This window comes from Pseudomonas sp. ME-P-057 (genome assembly GCF_030208975.1).
Lineage (GTDB): Bacteria > Pseudomonadota > Gammaproteobacteria > Pseudomonadales > Pseudomonadaceae > Aquipseudomonas > Aquipseudomonas lutea.
The window spans coordinates 238872-255770 of sequence record NZ_JARVSX010000001.1 but is presented as its reverse complement, the minus strand read 5'-3'; the positions used below and the strand labels follow the sequence as shown (position 1 = coordinate 255770).

Below are 16899 nucleotides of genomic sequence, written 5' to 3'. Positions count from 1 at the left end.
GCGCGCCATTGGAACCGGTTCGAGGCATGTAGAGAAACTGCGCTGCCGATCACTTGCCTTGGACTACAAGCCCTCTGCTTTGGTCCATCGCCAGGTATTGCATCAGCTCGGGCATTGCCAGCGGGTGACTGATGAGAAAGCCCTGAGCCTGATCGCAGTTGAAGCTGCGCAGCAGCGCCAGTTGCTCTGTGGTTTCGACGCCTTCGGCCACGACTTCCAGGCTGAGGTTATGCGCCAGGTTGATCATGGCGTGGACCAGCTTGCGGTTCTCTTCACGCTGCTCCATCTCACCGACAAAACTCTTGTCGATCTTCAGCAAAGTGATCGGCAGGCTGTTGAGGTGAACGAACGATGAGAAACCGGTGCCGAAATCGTCCAGCGAAAAGCGCACACCCAAGCGCCCCAGTGCGTCCATGGTCTGTTTAACCAGGTCACTGCGGCGCATGACGGCGGTTTCGGTCAGCTCGAATTCAAGCCATTGCGCATCGATACCGCGATCGGCAATCAGGCGGCTAAGCGTTGCGAGCAGTTGGTTGTCCTGAAACTGGCGGAACGACAGATTGATCGCCATGTGCAGCGGCGGCACGCCTTGCTCGCGCAGCGCCTGCATGTCACGCAGGGCTCGAGCGATGACCCAGTACCCGAGCGGCACGATCAGTCCGCTTTGCTCGGCGAGCGGGACGAACTCACTGGGCGGCAACAACCCACGCTCGGCGTGCCGCCAACGCACCAAAGCCTCCAACCCCAGAATGCGGCCCGTGCTCAGGCACAGCCGCGGCTGGTAGTGGAGCTCCAGCTCATCGCGACGCAAGGCGCGGCGCAGTTCACTTTCCAGGTCCGCCAGGCTGCGGGCGTTTCGGTTGATGCGTTCGTTGAAGACGTGATAAGTGCAGCCCTGCGTGCCCTTGGCTTGCTGCATGGCGATGTGTGCATGCCACATCAGTGGATCGGCGCCACCGTTAAGCCGGGCATAAGCGATGCCCAGACTGCAGCCGATCAACAGGCTCTCACCGTCGACCCAGTACGGCTCCGATAACGCTTCGGTGATGCGCTCGGCAATGGACTCCGCGCGCTCAGGGGCGCGCCGTGTATCGATCAGCAGAGCGAACTCATCGCTGCCCAGTCGCGCCAGCTGATCGCATGCCTCCAACTGACCTTTCAGCCGCGCTACCACTTGCAAGATCAACCGGTCACCCGCCTGGTGACCCAGCGCGTCATTGGCGCGGCGAAAATTGTCGAGGTCCAGATGCCCGAGCGCCAGGCCGCGACCGTCAAACTCAGCCAGTCGGGCCGCCAGCAACGTCTGAAAACCTTGCCGATTGGCAATGCCCGTCAGGGGGTCCTGCTCTGCGAGACGATGAAGGGTAGTTTCCAGCACGCCGCGTTCGCGCACATGGCGCAAACAGCGTCGCAGCGCCTGAGGGGTAAGGGCGTCGCGCACCAGCCAGTCACTCACGCCGGGAGGCTCTTCGTCGGGCTCTGTTTCAAAGAGCAAAACAGTAGGCCAATTGCATTGACCTGCAGAAGGCTGAAGGGCTTCGGTGGTGAACAGAATTCCGGGGACCGTGAGGTCCATTTGATGACCAACGGTGTCCCAGCTCGACGCGCAGTCAAGAACGGCGATATTCCCAAGCGGAGCCAGGCATTCGCGCAACGATGACGGCCATTCAGGCGAGGCCGCCAGAAGCAGCAAACGCAAGGGTTCGACAGGCGTAGACAAGCTAACTCCCCACACAAACATAATGACCTTGGCGCCCCCCCGAATGAGGGTCGTCAAACGCGAGAATCATCCGCAATGTCGCAAATGTAACAAAACGGCGAAATATAGATAGCGCGGCGCGTCACAGCGTCGGACGGAGGCTGCACATTCCGCTGACCCTGTTAAAATGCCCGCCCTTTTTCAAGCGACCCCATTTCTCCCCATGTCCCGACTCAATCCCCGGCAACAGGAAGCCGTGAACTACGTCGGCGGCCCTCTTTTGGTGCTCGCCGGCGCTGGCTCCGGCAAGACCAGCGTCATCACCCGCAAGATTGCCCACCTGATCCAGAACTGTGGCATTCGGGCTCAGTACATCGTCGCCATGACCTTCACCAACAAGGCGGCGCGGGAGATGAAAGAGCGCGTCGGGACCCTGCTGCGCGCCGGCGAAGGTCGCGGTCTGACCGTCTCGACGTTCCACAATCTGGGTCTCAACATCATCCGCAAGGAGCACGCCCGGCTGGGTTACAAGCCCGGATTCTCCATCTTCGACGAGACCGACGTCAAAGCGCTGATGACCGACATCATGCAGAAGGAATACTCGGGCGACGACGGCGTCGACGAGATCAAGAACATGATCGGCGCCTGGAAAAACGAACTGATCCTGCCGCCCGAGGCGCTTGCCAATTCGCGCAACCCCAAGGAGCAGACCGCAGCCATCGTTTACAGCCATTACCAGCGCACGCTCAAGGCGTACAACGCAGTGGATTTCGACGACCTCATCCTGCTGCCGGTGAAGCTGTTCGAGGAGCACGCCGACATTCTGGAGAAGTGGCAGCACAAGGTGCGCTACCTGCTTGTCGATGAGTATCAGGACACCAACGCCAGCCAGTACCTGCTGGTAAAAATGCTGATCGGCACGCGCTGCCAGTTCACCGTCGTGGGTGACGACGACCAGTCAATCTATGCCTGGCGCGGGGCTCGCCCTGAAAACCTCATGCTGCTCAAGGACGATTACCCGTCGCTGAAAGTGGTGATGCTTGAGCAGAACTACCGCTCCACCAGCCGTATCTTGCGCTGCGCCAACGTGCTGATTGCCAACAACCCCCACGCGTTCGAAAAACAGCTTTGGAGCGAGATGGGTCACGGCGATGAGATCCGCGTTATTCGCTGTAAAAACGAAGACGCGGAGGCCGAGCGCGTCGCTGTCGAAATCCTCAGCCTGCACTTGCGCACCGATCGGCCTTATAGCGACTTCGCCATTCTCTATCGTGGCAACTATCAGGCCAAACTCATTGAGCTGAAGTTGCAGCACCACCAGATTCCCTATCGACTGTCCGGGGGCAACAGCTTTTTCGGACGTCAGGAAGTCAAAGACCTGATGGCCTACTTCCGCCTGCTGGTCAACCCGGATGACGACAACGCCTTTCTGCGCGTGATCAACGTGCCACGCCGGGAAATCGGCTCGACCACCCTGGAAAAACTCGGTAATTACTCGACCGAACGCAAGGTGTCGATGTACGCCGCCACGGACGAAATCGGCCTGGGCGAGCATCTGGACAGCCGCTTCACTGACCGTCTCAAGCGCTTCAAGCACTGGATGGATGGCGTGCGTCAGCAATGCGCGACGCAGGACCCGATTGCCGCACTGCGCAGCATGGTCATGGACATCGATTACGAAAACTGGATTCGTCAGAACAGCTCCAGCGATAAAGCCGCCGACTACCGCATGGGCAACGTGTGGTTTCTGATCGAGGCGCTGAAAAACACGCTGGAGAAAGACGAAGAAGGCGGCATGACCATTGAGGAGGCCATCGGCAAGCTGGTGCTGCGCGACATGCTGGAGCGCCAGCAGGAAGAGGAAGACGGCGCCGAAGGCGTGCAGATGATGACCCTGCACGCCTCCAAGGGTCTGGAGTTTCCGTACGTGTTCATCATGGGCATGGAAGAAGAAATCCTTCCGCACCGCTCCAGCATCGAGGCCGATACCATCGAAGAAGAACGCCGGCTCGCCTACGTGGGCATCACCCGCGCGCGGCAGACGCTGGCGTTCACCTTTGCGGCAAAGCGCAAACAGTACGGCGAAATCATCGATTGCCTGCCGAGCCGGTTCCTTGATGAGCTGCCGCCGGACGATCTCGCCTGGGAGGGCAACGATGACACGCCCGTTGAAGTCAAAGCCGTACGCGGCAACACAGCCTTGGCGGACATTCGCGCCATGCTCAAAAGATAACGTTTATTTCGCGCACACCGCGCTCTGAGGACCACCCACGTGGAAGCACTGCACAAGAAAATTCGCGAAGAAGGCATCGTGCTTTCCGACCATGTACTGAAGGTCGATGCATTTCTGAATCATCAGATTGACCCGGTGCTGATGCAGCAGATCGGTGATGAGTTTGCCACCCTGTTCGCCGACTCGGGCATCACCAAAATCGTCACCATCGAGGCTTCCGGTATCGCACCTGCGGTCATGACGGGCCTGAAGATGGGCATCCCGGTGATTTTCGCGCGCAAGCATCAGTCGCTGACCCTCACGGAAAACCTGTTTTCGGCATCGGTGTTTTCATTCACCAAGCAGACCGAGAGCACCATCGCCATTTCCACCCGCCACCTGAACAGCAGCGACCGCGTGTTGATCATCGATGACTTCCTGGCCAACGGCAAAGCGTCACAGGCGCTGATTTCGATCATCAAGCAAGCGGGCGCTTCCGTCGCCGGGCTTGGTATCGTGATTGAAAAGTCATTTCAGGGCGGCCGCGCCGAACTCGACGGCCAGGGCTACCGTGTAGAGTCCCTGGCTCGCGTGCAGTCACTGAAAGACGGCGTGGTTACCTTCGTTTGATCCAGATTCACCGCAGGAGACACGTTATGGACATTGACGAAAAATTGAGCGTTGAGGCGTTCTTCGATCCACAGACCTCGACCATCAGTTACCTGGTCATTGACCGCGCCACTCTTCATGCGGCGCTGATCGACAGCGTGCTGGATTACGATCCCAAATCCGGGCGCACCAGCACTCAGTCTGCCGACAAGCTGATAGCACGGGTTCGCGAACTGGGCGTGTCGGTGCAGTGGATTCTGGAAACCCACGTACACGCCGATCACGTCTCGGCGGCGGCCTACCTGAAAGAGCAGCTTGGCGGTACCGTCGCAATTGGCAGCCACATCACTCGCGTGCAGAAAGTCTTCGGCACGTTGTTCAACGCCAAAGGCGATTTCGCCCGGGATGGCAGCCAGTTCGACCGCCTGCTGGAAGACGACGCGCATTTCCAGATCGGTAGCCTGCAAGCCAGAGCGATGCACACCCCCGGCCATACACCGGCCTGCATGACCTACGTGATCGAAGCCGGCGATGAAGCCGTGGCGTTCGTTGGCGATACGCTGTTCATGCCCGACTACGGCACCGCCCGGTGCGACTTTCCGGGGGCGGATGCACGCACGTTGTATCGCTCGGTCGGGCGCATTCTCAGTCTGCCGCCGCAGACGCGCCTGTTCATGTGCCACGACTACCTGCCCAACGGGCGCGAACTGATGTTCATGACCACGGTTGCCGAACAACGCGCCAGCAACATCCATGTGCGTGAAGGCATCGGCGAGGACGCTTTTGTTGAAATGCGCGAGAAACGCGACGCCACGCTGGACATGCCGACGCTGATTCTTCCCTCGGTGCAGATCAACATGCGCGGCGGCAACATGCCGGAGGCGGAAGACAACGGCGTGCGCTACCTGAAAGTACCAATCAACGCGCTGTAAAACTTACCGACCGCGCCACTGAGTGGCGCTCACCACAGGCAGCCCTGCCCGGCAGCCTCACGGAACATGCCTGACTGACATGAATGAACACGAACTGATCGGAGCCGGCCTCGGTACGATCATTGGCGCGGTATTGGCGCTGACCGGCGCGGGCGGCGGCATTCTTGCGGTGCCGTTGCTGATCTTTGGCCTGGGTCTGACGATGATCGAAGCCGCCCCGGTCGGCCTGCTGGCGGTCGGCCTGGCCTCCGCAGTCGGTGCTGCACTGGGCCTGCGTCAAGGTATCGTTCGCTACCGGGCTGCCGTTTTTATCGCGCTGATCGGTATCGCGCTGTCCCCGGTCGGCCTGTGGCTGGCGCACCGGTTGCCCAATGCCCCGCTGGCACTGGGGTTTGCGTTGATCCTGTTTTATGTGTGCGGGCGGATCTACCGCAAAGCGGCTCATGAACTGCGCCACGGCAAGCCTCCCGAGCGAGGCGCTTTCAGGCCGTGCGTGGTGAATCCGCTGGTCGGTCGCTTGCGCTGGACCTTGCCCTGCGCCCGGTCACTGGCGGCGACCGGCGCGTTGGCAGGGCTGCTGTCGGGTTTGCTCGGGGTGGGCGGCGGCTTTGTGATCGTGCCAGCACTGACCCGTTACACCGATCTGGAGATGAAAAGCATCGTCGCCACGTCACTCGCCGTCATCGCGCTGGTCTCGACGGGTAGCGTGATCACCGCCAGCGTCAGCGGTGCCATGCACTGGGCCGTGGGAGTTCCGTTCGCCTGCGGGGCGGTCGCAGGACTTGTGGCCGGCCGCCGAGTCAGTCGCTATCTGGCCGGCCCTAGATTGCAGCAGTTGTTCGCGGTGAGCGGCGTGTTCGCTGCCGTTCTGTTGGTCATCAAAACTCTCGGCTGATCCATACAGGTGCATTCGCGGGCAAGCTCGCTCCCACAACTCACGCCGGTAACCTCAACACAGGTCCGGCGCAATTCCACCGTAGGAGCAATCGGAGGTTACGACGGTCGCGAAAGTGTCCGGTCTGTCAAAGCAGCGCTGCCCGCCCCCACGCATTTCCGAGCAAACTCACCCTGAACCTATGACGTCGCTTGCAGGCCCGCCAACAACAGACGCTGATACAGCTCTTCGCGCAGCCCTTGTGGCTGATCCAGCCCCATGCGCTGCAAATGCACCGGAAACTCGCCTGCATCGGGCGCCTCCAGCGTGGCTTTGCCCAACTCGATGATTTCCGTGAGCTTGAACTTGCTCTTCAGCCAGTTCAGCGCTCGCAGAAGGTCGCGCTCCTCGGCAGTAAAATCGCTGCCCAACGGGTACTCGATGAACAACGAAGGGAACTGGCTGCGAATGTCCTTGAGCCGATCGGGCGTGTTCTGACTGAACAGCGGGTCGAGGCGGAAATCCTTTGGCAACTTGCCAGCCTTCTGTGCCTGATCGATCAGCCCCGGCTGGAAGCGCGAATCACTGACGTTGAGCAACGCCTCGATCACCGCCGCATCGGTTTTACCACGCAGATCGGCGATGCCGTATTCGGTAACGACGATGTCGCGCAAATGCCTCGGAATCGTCGTGTGCGCATAGTCCCAGACAATGTTGGAGCTGACCTCCCCGCCTGACTCGCGCCAGCTGCGCAGGATCAGCACCGAACGCGCGCCCTCAAGGGCATGGCCTTGCGCGACGAAGTTGTACTGCCCGCCCACGCCGCTGACGACTCGGCCATCGGCCAACTGGTCAGACACCGCTGCGCCCAGCAGCGTGACAGTGAAACAGCTGTTGATAAACCGCGCGTCGCGTCGTTGCAGACGCTTGAGCGTTTCGTTGCCGTAAAGCTCGTTGATGTAGCTGATGGCGGTCATGTTGATCTGCGCAATTTGTGTTGGCGCAAACTCCCGCAGTCGATCGTAAAAGCTGCGCGGACCAAGAAAGAAGCCGCCATGAATCAGCACGCCGTCTCCATAGACCGACTCATCGAGAACCCCGTCATTCGCCATCTGCTGCAGCTCGATGTCCGCGTACACTTTGCGGCGAATGATCCCCGCCTCCAGTAACACCAGCAGGCCGTTGACCAACATTTCGCTGCAGCCGTACAGCCCGGTGGCGAAGGGCATCACCCCGCCTTCGGCTTCGATCAGCGGTTTCCAGGTGGAGATCCCGTCCAGTTCTGCCAGGCACGCCCGATAGGTATCGTTATCGGCCTGCCGTGCCAGCAATGCGGCGGTCAACGCATCGCCCATGGAGCCAATGCCGATCTGCAGCGTGCCACCGTCACGCACCAGCATGCTCGCGTACAAACCAATGAAATGGTCCTGAATACCCACCGGCATATTGGGTGTGGAGAACAGCGTGCTGCGCTCCTCATGTTCGATCAGCAGGTCGAAAGTATCGATGCCGATCTCGGCGTCGCCCGGCATGTACGGCAGGTCCGCGTGCACATGGCCAAGCATCAGAATGCGCTCCCCCGCTGCCCGGCGTTTTTCCAGCATGGGCAACAGGTCAAGGGTGATGTCGGGGTTGCAGCTCAAGCTGAGGTGGTCGGGACGTTGAGGGTCGCGGGCGATCAGCTGCGCAACGAGGTTCAACCCGTTGGCGTTGATGTCCCGTGCGGCATGGCTGTAGTTGCTGCTGACGTAATCCTGCTGCGCCTCGTTGCTGCCCAACAGGCTGCCGGGCTGCATGAAAAACTGCTGAACGTGGACATTGGGCGGCAATTCGTCCCGCCGCAGGTCAGCGAGAAAGTCCAGCTCGGGGTAATCATCGAAAACCCGCTCCAGAAAGGGCCCCAGGAAGCGCTTCTGCAAACCGTCGCCACCGTCTGGCCGTCCGAGGCACAACGCGGTGTACACAGTAAGTTGCCGATCCGGCAGCGATTTGATCCGGGCATAAAGCGCGTTGGCAAACCGATTGGGCTTGCCCAACCCCAGCGGCATACCCATGTGGACGTGCGCAGGCAACTCGGCCAGCACGTGATCGACAGCTTGCTCGATCGAGCAGGATTGCGGCATCCGGCCTCTCCTGATTTGTTATTTGATGGGCGTTGGACCGAGGCTTCAGGTTATTTGCTGCATTGCGCCCTGCGATGTGATTGCAAAGGGCGTCGCTAGCGGTTCATTGATCCCGTTTTGTATCGATGTCCACCAGCTTGTCTTCGATAAATCGCAAATGCTGCCGAGCGCCGTTGCGCGGGCCGTATATCCACATACTCACCTTTGCGGCGTTCAGCCTCGGAACGCCATTCGCTGTGAGCGCAGGCAATTGGTCAACGCTGCTGTCAGGCGCTCCGCACTTCTTGCGAACCACATCGGCAGTATCGCCCAGGCTGATAAGCGCGGTGCCGCAGCGCATGGTCGCTGACGCGTTCCCGACGTACAGCAACGTTGCCAGCGCGATCAACATCAGCTTTGGACCTGTCATTCACTGCAATCCCGAGTCTGGCGCCGCGATCAGAAATTCGCCGGCGTGGCCGCGCTGATCAGCCGTGCAGGAACGTCGAACGGGTTGCGAAAGCGATGCGGTCGTGAGCTCTCGAAGTAGTAGCTGTCGCCCTCTTCAAGCACGTAGGTGTCTAGACCGACCACCAGTTCAAGACGGCCCTCGACCAGAATCCCGGTCTCCTCGCCTTCGTGCACGAGCATCTCGACGCCGGTATCAGCCCCCGGCGGGTAAACCTCGGAAAGAAACGCAATGGCGCGGCTCGGATGGGATTTGCCGACCAGCTTCATGGTCACGGCACCGTCCGAGATATCGATCAGTTCACTGGCCTTGTAGACCACTTGGGTAGGATTTTCGGGTTCGAGCTCTTCGGAAAAGAACTCCACCATGGACATCGGTATGCCGCCCAGCACCTTGCGCAGCGAACTGATCGAGGGGCTGACGCTGTTTTTCTCGATCATGGAGATGGTGCTGTTGGTCACGCCCGCTCGTTTGGCGAGTTCACGCTGGGACAGACCTTTGAGTTTACGAATGGATTGCAGTCGTTCACCGACGTCCAATGCGGGAGTCCTCCTGATGATCATGTTGGGTCAAGTGGCAGCCATCATGGCAACAGCGTTCAGTATTTACAACACTTGAGCCCATGGCCGGATCAGCCAGGGGACTAGCGGCGGCGGCAGGCTGCAACAGGAGTTATCGCAGCCGCCCGAGGTGCGGGATCAGCGGCCGGAATAGAGCCTTGGCACGCGCTTGAGGTTGCAGAGAATCTGATAAGGGATCATGCCCGCGTGCGCTGCGACGTCGCTGATGAGGATGTTTTTGCCCCACAGCTGCACGTCGCTGCCCAAACCTGAGCCCGGCACGTCGGTCAGGTCGACGCAGAGCATGTCCATCGACACTCGCCCCAACAACTGGCTGCGATGCCCATCGATCATCACCGGCGTACCGGTTGGCGCCTGACGGGGATAGCCGTCGGCGTAACCCATCGCGACCACACCGATGCGCATGCTGCGCTCGGCGATAAAGGTGCCGCCGTAGCCGACCGGCTCGCCAGCGGGCAGATCCCGAACGCAAATCACTCGGGATTCAAGACTCATCACCGGCTGCAGGCGGTCTGCCACGGACTGCGGCTGATCGAAGGGTGTTGCGCCGTAAAGCATGATGCCAGGACGGACCCAGTCGCTTGGAACCGTGGGCCAGCCCATCACGGCGGGCGAATTGCGCAGGCTGATTTCTGCGGGCAAGCCCGCACGCGCCGACTGGAATATCGCCAGCTGCTCGTCAGTACGCGCGCTGTCCAGCTCGTCGGCGCGGGCGAAGTGGCTCATCAGAACGACTTTGGCGGCCTTGCCACTGCTCAGCAACCGTCGATGCGCCGCCTGAAATTCCGAAGGATGAATACCGACGCGATGCATCCCCGAATCCATCTTCAGCCAGAGATTCAGCGGTTCGGCGAGTGCTGCCTGCTCGATAACGTCGACCTGCCACAACGAATGCACAACGCACCAGAAATCGTGCTCGACGATCAGCGCCAGTTCGTCCGCCTCGAAAAAGCCTTCCAGCAGCAGAATCGGCGCACGGATGCCGGCCTGACGCAGTTCGAGTGCCTCTTCGATACACGCCACGGCAAAGCCGTCCGCCTGAGACTCCAACGCCTGCGCAACGCTTACAGCGCCATGCCCATAGGCATCAGCCTTGATGACAGCCAACGCCTTGGCATTGGCGGTGTCTCGGGCCAGTTGGTAGTTGTGGCGCAAGGCCTGGAGGTCAATAACGGCGCGGGCTGGACGCATGGCGAGGCTTCTTGATCAGGGTTGGAGAATCTTCCGGAACGCGCTTGCCCGCGATTGTGGCGTGTCAGGCGAGGCCGATGCAGCTGACCTGTCTTCGCGGGCGGGCGCGCTCCTAAAAGATGTTGCGTATGGTTTCAGCAGCACACAGGCGCGCAGCGTGCCAAGGAGTTCCGACTTAAGGCAGCGCCGCGACCACCGACAGCTCGACCAGAATCCCGGGCTCGCACAGTTTGGCTTCCACTGTGGCTCGCGCCGGCGCAAGGCCTCTTGGCAGCCAGGTATCCCAGACGCTGTTCATGCCGGCGAAATGCGCGTCGATATCCTTCAGGTAAATCGTCACTGACAGGATGCGGGTCTTGTCGGTACCGGCGAGGTCCAGCAGTCGCTCGATGTTATGAAGCGTCTCGCGGGTCTGTTGCTCGATCCCCGCCGCCATGTCGTCGGCCACTTGCCCGGCAAGATAAACGGTGCCGTTGTGGACGACCAACTGGCTCATGCGTTCATTGGTGAGCTGGCGCTGAATGGACATGTCTTGCGTTCTCCCTGGAGCTGCCGTAACGAGAAATATCGAGGCCTTCAGCGCTGATTTGTGGCGTTTTGCGGGCGATCAGGTCGGCCAGCAATCTGCCCGAACCGCAGGCCATCGTCCAACCCAACGTACCATGGCCGGTGTTGAGAAACAGATTGCGATACGGTGTGGCGCCTACGATCGGCGTCCCGTCCGGCGTGGTCGGGCGCAGACCGGTCCAGAAGCTGGCTTGCTGCAGGTCGCCGCCGTGAGGATAAAGATCGTTGACGATCATCTCCAGCGTCTCGCGGCGACGAGGATTGAGCGACAGGTCGAACCCGGCGATCTCGGCCATGCCACCCACCCGGATACGGTTGTCAAAGCGGGTAATCGCGACCTTGTAAGTCTCATCGAGGATGGTCGACGTCGGCGCCATCGCAGAGTCGGTGATCGGCACCGTCAGCGAGTAACCCTTGAGCGGGTAAACCGGCGCCTTGATGCCCAGAGGCTTGAGCAGTTGCGGCGAATAGCTGCCAAGCGCCAGCACGTAGCGGTCAGCAGTTTCGAGTTTGCCGTTGATGCGGACGCCGTGGATGCTGTCGCCGGCAAATTCGATGGAATCAATGGACTGACCGAAACGGAATTCAACGCCCAGCTTCACGCACATCTCGGCCAGACGTGTCGTAAACAGCTGGCAGTCGCCGGTTTGATCATTGGGAAGGCGCAGTGCGCCACTGAGGATATTGCTGACGTTCGCCAGAGCCGGCTCAACGCGGGCGATGCCTTCGCGATCAAGTACCTCATAGGGCACACCGGCTTGCTCAAGCACCGCAATGTCTTTGGCGGCGTTGTCCAGTTGCTCCTGGGTGCGGAACAGCTGAGTCGTGCCAAGGCTGCGGCCCTCGTAGGAGATCCCGGTCTCGGCGCGCAGCTCGTCAAGGCAGTCGCGGCTGTACTCGGACAGCCGCACCATGCGCTCCTTGTTCACGGCATAGCGGTTTTGGGTGCAGTTGCGCAGCATCTGCGCCATCCACAGGTATTGATCGATATCCGCCGTCGCCTTGATCGCCAGCGGTGCATGGCGCTGCATCAGCCATTTGAGCGCTTTGAGCGGCACACCCGGAGCGGCCCACGGCGAGGCATAACCCGGCGAGACCTGCCCGGCATTGGCGAAACTGGTCTCCATGGCAGCGGCCGGCTGACGGTCGACGACAGTCACCTCAAAGCCGGCGCGCGCCAGGTAATACGCACTAGTGGTACCTATGACGCCACTTCCAAGGACCAGGACGCGCATGTTGATTCCCTCATCGCGGATATCCGCTGACGTTTTCAAGTTAAGGCAAGGATGTGCGCAGTATAAAAAGGCCCGAGCAGTGCTTTTGACTATATAACAGCCTATATTCGGTGTTTTCTCTCGACGACCGTCGTTTTGACAGAGGGCCTTGTGATGCGCACCCAACACCAGTCCAGACGCGAACTGGACAAGATTGATCGCAACATTCTGCGCATCCTGCAAAACGACGGCAGGATTTCCTTCACTGAACTGGGCGAACGCGTGGGGCTGTCTACTACGCCCTGTACAGAACGGGTCCGGCGTCTGGAGCGGGAAGGGATCATCATGGGCTACAACGCCCGCCTCAATCCGCAGAACCTCAAAGCCAGCCTGCTGGTGTTTGTCGAGATCAGCCTGGATTACAAGTCAGGCGACACGTTTGAAGAGTTCAGACGCGCGGTGCTTAAACTGCCGCATGTGCTGGAATGCCACTTGGTGTCAGGGGACTTTGACTACCTGGTTAAAGCGCGGATTTCCGAGATGGCGTCGTACCGCAAGTTGCTGGGCGACATCCTGCTCAAGCTGCCCCATGTACGGGAATCCAAAAGCTATATCGTGATGGAAGAGGTAAAGGAGAGTTTGTGTTTGCCGATCCCCGAATAGCACCTTAAACCCTCAAACCAGCACTTGCCGCGTGGAGGCGATGAACTCATGCACTTGCTTTTCGACGCGCGGGTGAATCAGCACCTCCGGCCGGCGGCCATTAGGGCATGGCAGGGTTTCAGTGGTGCCGAACAAACGACAGATCAGCGGCCGCTCCTCGTAAACCGTGCAACCGTTTGGACCCAGATGCACGCAGTTCAGCTCGTCGAGCGCGGCCTCTTGCTCGGCGGCGGTCTTGCGCGGCAAACGCGACATTTCTTCGGAAGACGTCGTTACAGGCCCGCAGCAGTCGTGGCACCCTGGCACACACTCGAAGGACGGAATCTGACGCCGCAGATCGCGGATTTTCTCGCTGTTGCAGCCCATCGCGGCAGATCCTCCTGTTAAAGGGCGTAAGTGTGCCCGATCAGGCCTTTCGCTTACACAGTCCCATGCCCATCTTTCGCCAGGCCGGGACAGCGCACACCGCCATCTTCTTGCCCCGTCATCCCCAGCCCGCTACCCTCCGTAAAATTTTCCAAACAGCGCTCTCGGGATATTTAACATGAATGCTCGGCCTCCTCAGCCCGGATTGCTTGATCACGCGGCGTCCTACTATGCCGCCACTCGCCATCCTGAAACTGACTACCCTGCCCTTCGCGGCGAGATCAAAGCCGACGTTTGCATCATCGGCGGCGGGTTCTCCGGCGTGAACACGGCCATTGAGCTGGCTGAGCGCGGTTTGAAAGTCGTACTGCTGGAGGCGCACCGAATCGGTTGGGGTGCGAGTGGGCGTAATGGCGGGCAACTGATCCGCGGCGTCGGGCACGAGGTGGACCAATTCAGCAATGTCATCGGTGAGGATGGCGTTCGTCAGCTCAAGCTGATGGGCCTCGAAGCGGTGGAAATCGTCCGCGAGCGCGTCAGCAAATACCACATCGACTGCGACCTGACCTGGGGCTACTGCGATCTGGCGAACAAGCCCAAAGAATTCGAAGGTTTTGCCAAGGACGCTGAAGAGCTGCACAGCTTGGGCTATAGGCACACGCTGGAATTGGTCGAAGCGGGCAACATCGGCAGCGTCATCGGCTCGCCCAACTACGCCGGTGCCATGCTCGACATGGGCTCGGGGCATCTGCACCCCTTGAATCTGGCGCTGGCAGAAGCGGCCATAGCCCAGTCTCTGGGCGTCGACGTGTTCGAGCACTCGGCTGCGACACGCCTGGAGTATGGGGCTGAGGTCAAAATTCACACGCCTCACGGTTTGGTTCGCGCCAGCAGCCTGGTGCTGGGCTGCAACGCCTACCTCAACGGGCTCGATCCGGAGTTGAGCGGCAAGGTCTTGCCCGCGGGCAGCTACGTGATCGCGACTGAGCCGTTAAGTGAAGAGCTCGCAAACCAGTTGATGCCCCGCAACACCGCGATGTGCGACCAGCGCGTGGCGGTCGATTATTTCCGACTCTCCGCTGATCGACGCTTGCTGTTCGGCGGCGCCTGTCACTATTCCGGTCGCGACCCACGCGACATCGCCGCTTACATGCAACCGAAGATGCTCAAGGTGTTTCCTCAGCTCAAGAACGTAAAAATCGATTTTCAGTGGGGCGGCATGATCGGCATTGGCGCCAACCGCTTGCCGCAGATCGGGCGGATGGATAAGCATCCGAACGTGTTCTACGCCCAGGCGTACGCGGGGCATGGGCTCAACGCAACACACCTGGCCGCCAGGCTGTTGGCTGAAGCCATCAGTGGTCAACACAGCGGCGGGTTCGAACTCTTCGCGAAAGTGCCGCACATCACCTTCCCCGGCGGCAAGCATTTGCGCTCGCCGTTACTGGCGATGGGGATGTTGTGGCACCGGCTGAAAGAATGGGTGTAGCGAACCTCGCTCCGTGCGGACCGACACCGTCACAGGCCTCATTCGCGCCAGAACGGCTTGAGTCCCTCATAACGCGCCTGCTCTCTGCTCAAGCCGATGTCCTGAAGTTGCTCGTCATTCAATTTCAGAAGCGCTCGCCGCGTGGCGCGACGGTGCTGAAACAGCCCCCACACGCCCAGGCCTTCCGGCGCATTGATGCGCAGGCCCGCTTCATGCTCGCGCACCAGCTCGCTTCCATACAGCGTTAACCGAACATCACTTATTCCGCTCATCTCCAGACACCTCGTGAAGGGTTTCGACCGGTTCATGATGTGGCTGTATGGAAAACCATTACAGATCCAAAGAATTATTATTCTTTGCATACAGAACGCTTTAATAGGCGGCTGAATGCTGTATTTTCCGCTGATCTGTATTGGTCCACCGAACGCATCAGCTGCGGGAGTACGCCATGACCCTTTACGTCAACCTTGCCGAACTGCTGGGCACCCGCATTGAAAACGGCTTTTATCGCCCTGGGGATCGATTGCCTTCCGTTCGGGCATTGAGTCTTGAACATGGCGTCAGCCTGAGCACGGTGCAGCAGGCGTATCGGCTGCTGGAGGACAACGGCCTGGCATTGCCCCGCCCTAAATCCGGCTATTTCGTGCCTGCCGACCGCAAGGTGCCTGCCTTGCCAGCCATAGGTCGACCTGCGCAGCGGCCAGTGGAAATCTCGCAGTGGGATCAAGTGCTGGAGCTGGCGCGCGCGGCCCCCAGCCCGGAAGTGGTTCAACTGGGCCGCGGCATGCCCGACGTCACCAGCCCGACCCTGCGCCCGCTGACCCAGGCGCTTGGCCGGATCAGCCGGCGCTCGGACATGCCCGGGCTGTATTACGACAACATCCACGGGCGGCGCTGTCTGCGAGAGCAGGTCGCGCGCCTGCTGCTGGATTCGGGGACCAACGTCGATCCCGATGACTTGATGATCACCACCGGTGCCCAGGAAGCGTTGGCCATCAGCATTCGCTCGGTCTGCGAACCGGGAGACATCGTCGCGGTGGACTCGCCGAGCTTTCACGGTGCCATGCAAGCGCTCAAGGGTCTGGGCATGAAAGCCCTGGAGATCCCGACCGACCCGCTCACCGGCATCAGCCTGGATGCGCTGGAGCTGGCTCTGGAACAATGGCCGATCAAAGCCATACAGCTGACACCCAGTTGCAATAATCCTCTGGGCTACAACATGCCGGAGGACCGCAAGCGAGCGCTGCTGGTCCTGGCGCAACGCTTCGACGTCGCCGTTATCGAAGACGACGTGTATGGCGATCTGGCCTACAGCTATCCCCGCCCTCGCACTATCAAATCCTACGACGAAGACGGACGCGTGCTGCTGTGCAGTTCGTTTTCCAAAACCCTGGCGCCGGGTCTTCGCGTGGGCTGGATCGCACCCGGTCGCTACCTTGACCGCGCGCTGCACATGAAATACATCAGCACGGGCTCGACCGCGACCCAGCCACAACTGGCGATTTCCGACTTCCTTCGCGCCGGTCACTACGAACCGCATATGCGCCGGATGCGGGGACAGTACCAGCGCAGTCGCGATTTAATGACCGGCTGGGTTACGCGGTACTTCCCGGAAGGCACCCGCGTAAGTCGTCCTCAAGGCGGTTTCATGCTGTGGATCGAGCTGGCGGAGGACTTCGACTCGTTGCGCCTTAATCGGGCCTTGCAGGGCCAGGGCGTACAGATCGCCGTCGGCAGTATCTTTTCCGCATCCGGCAAATACAGAAACTGCCTGCGAATGAATTTCGCCGCCAAACCGACCACGCAAATCGAAGAGGCCGTGCGCAAGGTGGGCGCTGCCGCAGCGCGGCTCATGCAGCGTGCCGACCTTGCATAACCCCTTGCAGCTTTTAACCTTCTGCAGCCTTTAACCTTTTGAAGAAAGCGCGGTC

The 16899-nt window shown here is 60.3% G+C and carries 16 protein-coding genes; 7 read left to right on the top strand and 9 right to left on the bottom strand.

Annotated elements, in window-relative coordinates:
* Nucleotides 1–49: 49 nt before the first annotated feature.
* Nucleotides 50–1720: a putative bifunctional diguanylate cyclase/phosphodiesterase gene (locus QRN48_RS01170; protein ID WP_191944145.1), complete on the bottom strand. Its 1671-nt coding sequence runs from the start codon at nucleotides 1718–1720 to the stop codon at nucleotides 50–52.
* Nucleotides 1721–1922: 202 nt separating this feature from the next.
* On the opposite strand from QRN48_RS01170, the gene rep reads away from it, so the two are divergent.
* The 4 genes from rep (at nucleotide 1923) to QRN48_RS01150 (ending at nucleotide 6347) form a co-directional block, all read left to right on the top strand.
* Entirely contained in the window at nucleotides 1923–3932 is a 2010-nt protein-coding gene (gene rep / locus QRN48_RS01165; protein ID WP_037017589.1) for a DNA helicase Rep, read from the top strand.
* Nucleotides 3933–3971: 39 nt separating this feature from the next.
* On the top strand, nucleotides 3972–4541 hold the full coding sequence (locus tag QRN48_RS01160) for a xanthine phosphoribosyltransferase (RefSeq protein ID WP_191944146.1): 570 nt from the start codon (nucleotides 3972–3974) through the stop codon (nucleotides 4539–4541).
* A 26-nt stretch (nucleotides 4542–4567) separates the two neighbouring features.
* Nucleotides 4568–5452, top strand: a complete 885-nt coding sequence (locus tag QRN48_RS01155) for an MBL fold metallo-hydrolase (protein WP_037016639.1) — start codon at nucleotides 4568–4570, stop codon at nucleotides 5450–5452.
* 79 nt (nucleotides 5453–5531) lie between these two features.
* Complete coding sequence (locus tag QRN48_RS01150; RefSeq protein ID WP_191944148.1) at nucleotides 5532–6347, top strand: sulfite exporter TauE/SafE family protein; 816 nt, start codon at nucleotides 5532–5534, stop codon at nucleotides 6345–6347.
* A 179-nt stretch (nucleotides 6348–6526) separates the two neighbouring features.
* On the opposite strand, the gene QRN48_RS01145 is transcribed toward QRN48_RS01150, so the two are convergent.
* From QRN48_RS01145 to dadA, 6 genes are all read right to left on the bottom strand, one after another.
* The gene (locus tag QRN48_RS01145; protein WP_285348440.1) at nucleotides 6527–8449 is read right to left on the bottom strand and encodes an acetyl-CoA hydrolase/transferase C-terminal domain-containing protein; all 1923 of its coding nucleotides are present in this window, start codon (nucleotides 8447–8449) and stop codon (nucleotides 6527–6529) included.
* Between the two features lie 103 nt (nucleotides 8450–8552).
* Entirely contained in the window at nucleotides 8553–8858 is a 306-nt protein-coding gene (locus QRN48_RS01140; RefSeq protein ID WP_244653654.1) for a DUF2845 domain-containing protein, read from the bottom strand.
* 29 nt (nucleotides 8859–8887) lie between these two features.
* A complete protein-coding gene (locus tag QRN48_RS01135) occupies nucleotides 8888–9436 on the bottom strand; it encodes a cupin domain-containing protein (RefSeq protein WP_037016647.1) in 549 nt (182 codons plus the stop codon).
* Between the two features lie 159 nt (nucleotides 9437–9595).
* Entirely contained in the window at nucleotides 9596–10669 is a 1074-nt protein-coding gene (alr, locus tag QRN48_RS01130; RefSeq protein ID WP_191944150.1) for an alanine racemase, read from the bottom strand.
* 175 nt (nucleotides 10670–10844) lie between these two features.
* Complete coding sequence (locus QRN48_RS01125) at nucleotides 10845–11198, bottom strand: RidA family protein (protein ID WP_037016651.1); 354 nt, start codon at nucleotides 11196–11198, stop codon at nucleotides 10845–10847.
* Nucleotides 11170–12471, bottom strand: coding sequence for a D-amino acid dehydrogenase (gene dadA / locus QRN48_RS01120; protein WP_191944151.1), 1302 nt, complete (start codon nucleotides 12469–12471; stop codon nucleotides 11170–11172). Before dadA ends, QRN48_RS01125 begins: the two co-directional genes overlap by 29 nt.
* Nucleotides 12472–12624: 153 nt before the next feature.
* Here dadA and QRN48_RS01115 point away from each other — a divergent pair, with 153 nt between their 5' ends.
* Nucleotides 12625–13113 (top strand): Lrp/AsnC ligand binding domain-containing protein, encoded by a 489-nt coding sequence (locus tag QRN48_RS01115; RefSeq protein ID WP_037016655.1) that lies wholly within the window; start codon nucleotides 12625–12627, stop codon nucleotides 13111–13113.
* Nucleotides 13114–13125: 12 nt separating this feature from the next.
* Here the strand turns inward: QRN48_RS01115 and QRN48_RS01110 are convergent, their stop codons facing one another.
* Nucleotides 13126–13479: a YkgJ family cysteine cluster protein gene (locus QRN48_RS01110; RefSeq protein WP_037016657.1), complete on the bottom strand. Its 354-nt coding sequence runs from the start codon at nucleotides 13477–13479 to the stop codon at nucleotides 13126–13128.
* A 178-nt stretch (nucleotides 13480–13657) separates the two neighbouring features.
* Between QRN48_RS01110 and QRN48_RS01105 the strand changes: the two genes are divergently transcribed.
* Nucleotides 13658–14968, top strand: a complete 1311-nt coding sequence (locus QRN48_RS01105) for an NAD(P)/FAD-dependent oxidoreductase (protein WP_285348433.1) — start codon at nucleotides 13658–13660, stop codon at nucleotides 14966–14968.
* A gap of 38 nt (nucleotides 14969–15006) precedes the next feature.
* On the opposite strand, the gene QRN48_RS01100 is transcribed toward QRN48_RS01105, so the two are convergent.
* Nucleotides 15007–15240: a DUF1127 domain-containing protein gene (locus QRN48_RS01100; RefSeq protein ID WP_285348431.1), complete on the bottom strand. Its 234-nt coding sequence runs from the start codon at nucleotides 15238–15240 to the stop codon at nucleotides 15007–15009.
* Nucleotides 15241–15416: 176 nt separating this feature from the next.
* On the opposite strand from QRN48_RS01100, the gene QRN48_RS01095 reads away from it, so the two are divergent.
* Entirely contained in the window at nucleotides 15417–16844 is a 1428-nt protein-coding gene (locus QRN48_RS01095) for an aminotransferase-like domain-containing protein (RefSeq protein ID WP_285348430.1), read from the top strand.
* Nucleotides 16845–16899 lie beyond the last annotated feature (55 nt).

What these genes read in the sequence shown, in the direction of transcription:
- rep (WP_037017589.1), top strand. Translation starts at nt 1,923, where the DNA reads ATGTCCCGACTCAATCCCCGGCAACAGGAAGCCGTGAACTACGTCGGC.
- QRN48_RS01155 (WP_037016639.1), top strand. Translation starts at nt 4,568, where the DNA reads ATGGACATTGACGAAAAATTGAGCGTTGAGGCGTTCTTCGATCCACAG.
- QRN48_RS01150 (WP_191944148.1), top strand. Translation starts at nt 5,532, where the DNA reads ATGAATGAACACGAACTGATCGGAGCCGGCCTCGGTACGATCATTGGC.
- QRN48_RS01145 (WP_285348440.1), bottom strand. Translation starts at nt 8,449, where the DNA reads ATGCCGCAATCCTGCTCGATCGAGCAAGCTGTCGATCACGTGCTGGCC.
- QRN48_RS01140 (WP_244653654.1), bottom strand. Translation starts at nt 8,858, where the DNA reads ATGACAGGTCCAAAGCTGATGTTGATCGCGCTGGCAACGTTGCTGTAC.
- alr (WP_191944150.1), bottom strand. Translation starts at nt 10,669, where the DNA reads ATGCGTCCAGCCCGCGCCGTTATTGACCTCCAGGCCTTGCGCCACAAC.
- QRN48_RS01125 (WP_037016651.1), bottom strand. Translation starts at nt 11,198, where the DNA reads ATGTCCATTCAGCGCCAGCTCACCAATGAACGCATGAGCCAGTTGGTC.
- dadA (WP_191944151.1), bottom strand. Translation starts at nt 12,471, where the DNA reads ATGCGCGTCCTGGTCCTTGGAAGTGGCGTCATAGGTACCACTAGTGCG.
- QRN48_RS01115 (WP_037016655.1), top strand. Translation starts at nt 12,625, where the DNA reads ATGCGCACCCAACACCAGTCCAGACGCGAACTGGACAAGATTGATCGC.
- QRN48_RS01110 (WP_037016657.1), bottom strand. Translation starts at nt 13,479, where the DNA reads ATGGGCTGCAACAGCGAGAAAATCCGCGATCTGCGGCGTCAGATTCCG.
- QRN48_RS01105 (WP_285348433.1), top strand. Translation starts at nt 13,658, where the DNA reads ATGAATGCTCGGCCTCCTCAGCCCGGATTGCTTGATCACGCGGCGTCC.
- QRN48_RS01100 (WP_285348431.1), bottom strand. Translation starts at nt 15,240, where the DNA reads ATGAGCGGAATAAGTGATGTTCGGTTAACGCTGTATGGAAGCGAGCTG.
- QRN48_RS01095 (WP_285348430.1), top strand. Translation starts at nt 15,417, where the DNA reads ATGACCCTTTACGTCAACCTTGCCGAACTGCTGGGCACCCGCATTGAA.